Source organism: Bacteroidota bacterium, from assembly GCA_039714315.1.
Classification (GTDB): domain Bacteria; phylum Bacteroidota; class Bacteroidia; order Flavobacteriales; family JADGDT01; genus JADGDT01.
Genome location: JBDLJM010000240.1, coordinates 1 through 2,769, shown reverse-complemented (window position 1 = coordinate 2,769; position 2,769 = coordinate 1). Strand labels below are relative to the sequence as shown.

The 2,769-nt window shown below is 34.3% G+C and carries 2 protein-coding genes; both read right to left on the bottom strand.

What is annotated here, in order from left to right:
• On the bottom strand, positions 1 to 1,938 hold a 1,938-nt coding region (locus ABFR62_13925; GenBank protein ID MEN8139516.1), incomplete at its 3' end, for a hypothetical protein.
• Between the two features lie 69 nt (positions 1,939 to 2,007).
• The coding region (locus ABFR62_13920) for a GspE/PulE family protein (GenBank protein ID MEN8139515.1) at positions 2,008 to 2,769 on the bottom strand (762 nt) is incomplete at its 5' end.

Genomic DNA, 2,769 nt, shown 5'->3' with positions numbered 1-2,769 from the left:
TTTTACACGGATAATTGAATTAAACTCCCTGGAATTCATTCCCGGAGGAGCATCATCTGCAACTTTAATTCCGTTAAAGGTGGATTGGATTACATTAATGTCCAAAGTGATCTGTCCGTCACCCGATACCAATGGTTTGATGTTTAAAGCAAACTCAGCATCTACAGGCAGATAATTAGTGATTTCTGATGTTTGCGGGTTTTGTGAACCATAAATATTTCTTTCTCTAACGGCATAGTAAGTGGTTTCACCAATGGAAAGATTTGCACGATGGCCGTTTAAAGTGGATAACTTCGGAGAAGACCTGATCTTGATATTTCCGTTACTTTCCATAGCTTTTAATTGTAAATAGAAATTAGGAACTACCTGGCCAAGATTGTAAGAACCAAAGCCACTAAAACCTCCTATTACTTTATTGATGGTGTTTGCACCGATATTCATGTCTAATTTCGGAAAGACTTCTCCTTCGGTTGTAGTAGGTGCGTCTCCAATTCCTGCACTGATCCCTGTTTCAATGGTAGCAGTTTTACTCACTTCAATTACCATTACTTCTATCAGGATAACAGGTACAGGTTTATCTATATAGTTGATAAAATCCTTAAACCTTTTTATATTTTGACTTGGGCCGCTAACGATAAAGCTATTGAGTTCAATATCGGTTTTTATTTCAAGATCTTTTACGATGTCTTCAGGAATAATATTGATCAAAGCATCTGCTTTTGAGTTATCAGCAGTTGTATTAGTTCTGTTTTGAGTTCTCTCATTATTTAAATTTCTGTTGTTCTGTTGACTGTTGAAGTTATTGTCAAAGTATCTGGAACCGCCACCGGAGTAATTAAATGTCCTTCCAGTCTTTCTTTGCCCTCCAGTTCCGGCATTCATTACTTCTATAGAACGATGTAATAAAGGAACCATCACTGAATTACGTAAAGTGATCTGTTTTTTATCCCCGAAATAATAGATATTACCTTCCTTTTTATATGTGAATTCAGTATTCTCTAAGATCTTATTCAACAATAGATCAAAGGTTATATCATTTGCTTTAACAGAAGCTATCCCTGCTTTATCCAATGGACTTGAAGTAAACATGTTTAATTTTAAATCTAACCCGATATCATAAATTATATTGGAGATAGGAGTATTTTCGAAATCAACATTCAGAGTGTGTTTTACAGTATCTAATACTTGAAAATAAAAACTGGACTTTCTTTTTCTCTGTGGTTTTTTTGGAGTGGTTTTATTCTTTCCATTTTTGTCATTACTTACAACCGGATAATCTTCACTTTGTTCAAATAAATAATAATTATCCCTTGTTTTGGTAACAGACAAATTATTGGCAAAAGCTATTTTATCCAAAGCTCCATCGATAGGCATATTTTGAATATAACCTGAGATAACTTTATTTCCCAAGCCTTGCGAAAACACCAAGTTCTTTCCTGTTTTATCCATGATCTGTTTAAAAGCCACATATAAAGTGTCTTTTTCGAGATCAACGGATACCAAATCTTTCTTAGCATCGTATTGTATGGGGATTTCACGATGAAGTTTGAGGGACTTTACTTCTTTGTATTTATAGATAGAAAGTATATTACCTGTGAAGTCAATATCCAGGTCATATTCTTTACAAACAAAAAGTAACACATCGGCAACCGTGGCATTATGAAAATTATTAGTAATGGTATATTGCTCCAGTTCGGGATTTACATTCAGGTTCACATTATTGGCATGCGCTATTGCTTGTAAAAAACCGGGAAGTGCGGTATTACTTACGCTGACTTCTACATTTTCACTTAGCCCGGGTGTGTCAACTTCCAGACTTTCCAGTTTGGTTTTAACCTGATGGATTCTATCTTGCTGCTGTGCATGCAAAAACCCAGTGTTTATACTAAAAAACAGAATAATTATAATCCATTTCTCTATGGTGATCTTTTTAATCATAAACAATTTTTCCTTTTTGTCTTCCTAAACTTTTTATTGTTGGAAGATCTTTTTTATCTCTTTATAGATTTAGCTTGTCAATATGGAATACACTTCATCAATAGATGTTATTCCTTTTCTTATTAATTCTATAGCGTTAATTTTTAAAGTTGCAATCTTATTTTCTTCTAAATAAGTATCAATTTCCAGTTCGTTTTGTTTTATGTTTTCAACCAATTCTTTAGTGATAGGAATAATTTCATAAATGGCTTTTCTACCACTATATCCTGTATGATAACATTTTTGACAGCCTACAGCTTTATAATGTTTGGTGATCTCACCGGATAAGGAAATATTTTCAGGAAGTATTTTTTGGTCAATCTCTTCCTCCTTTTTACAATGATCACATAATTTTCTGACTAACCTTTGTGCGATACTTACTTTTAGTGTGGCAGCAATTAAAAAAGCCGGAACACCCATATCTATCAAACGTGAGATTGTAGCCCATGCCGAATTGGTATGTATGGTAGAAAGCACCAAATGCCCTGTAAGTGATGCTCTGATAGCCATATTGGCTGTTGCCACATCCCTGATCTCTCCTACCATGATGATATCGGGGTCTTGTCTTAAAAATGTCTTTAAAGATTTTGCAAAATCCAATCCAATATTTTCTTTTAACTGCACCTGGTTAATACCCTCAAGGGTATATTCAATAGGGTCTTCAATGGTCAGGATATTAGCATCATCATTATTCAGCAGCTTTAAAGTTGCATAAAGAGTTGTAGTTTTTCCGGAACCGGTTGGCCCGGAGATTAAAATAATCCCATTAGGATTTTTGATACTTTCCTTATA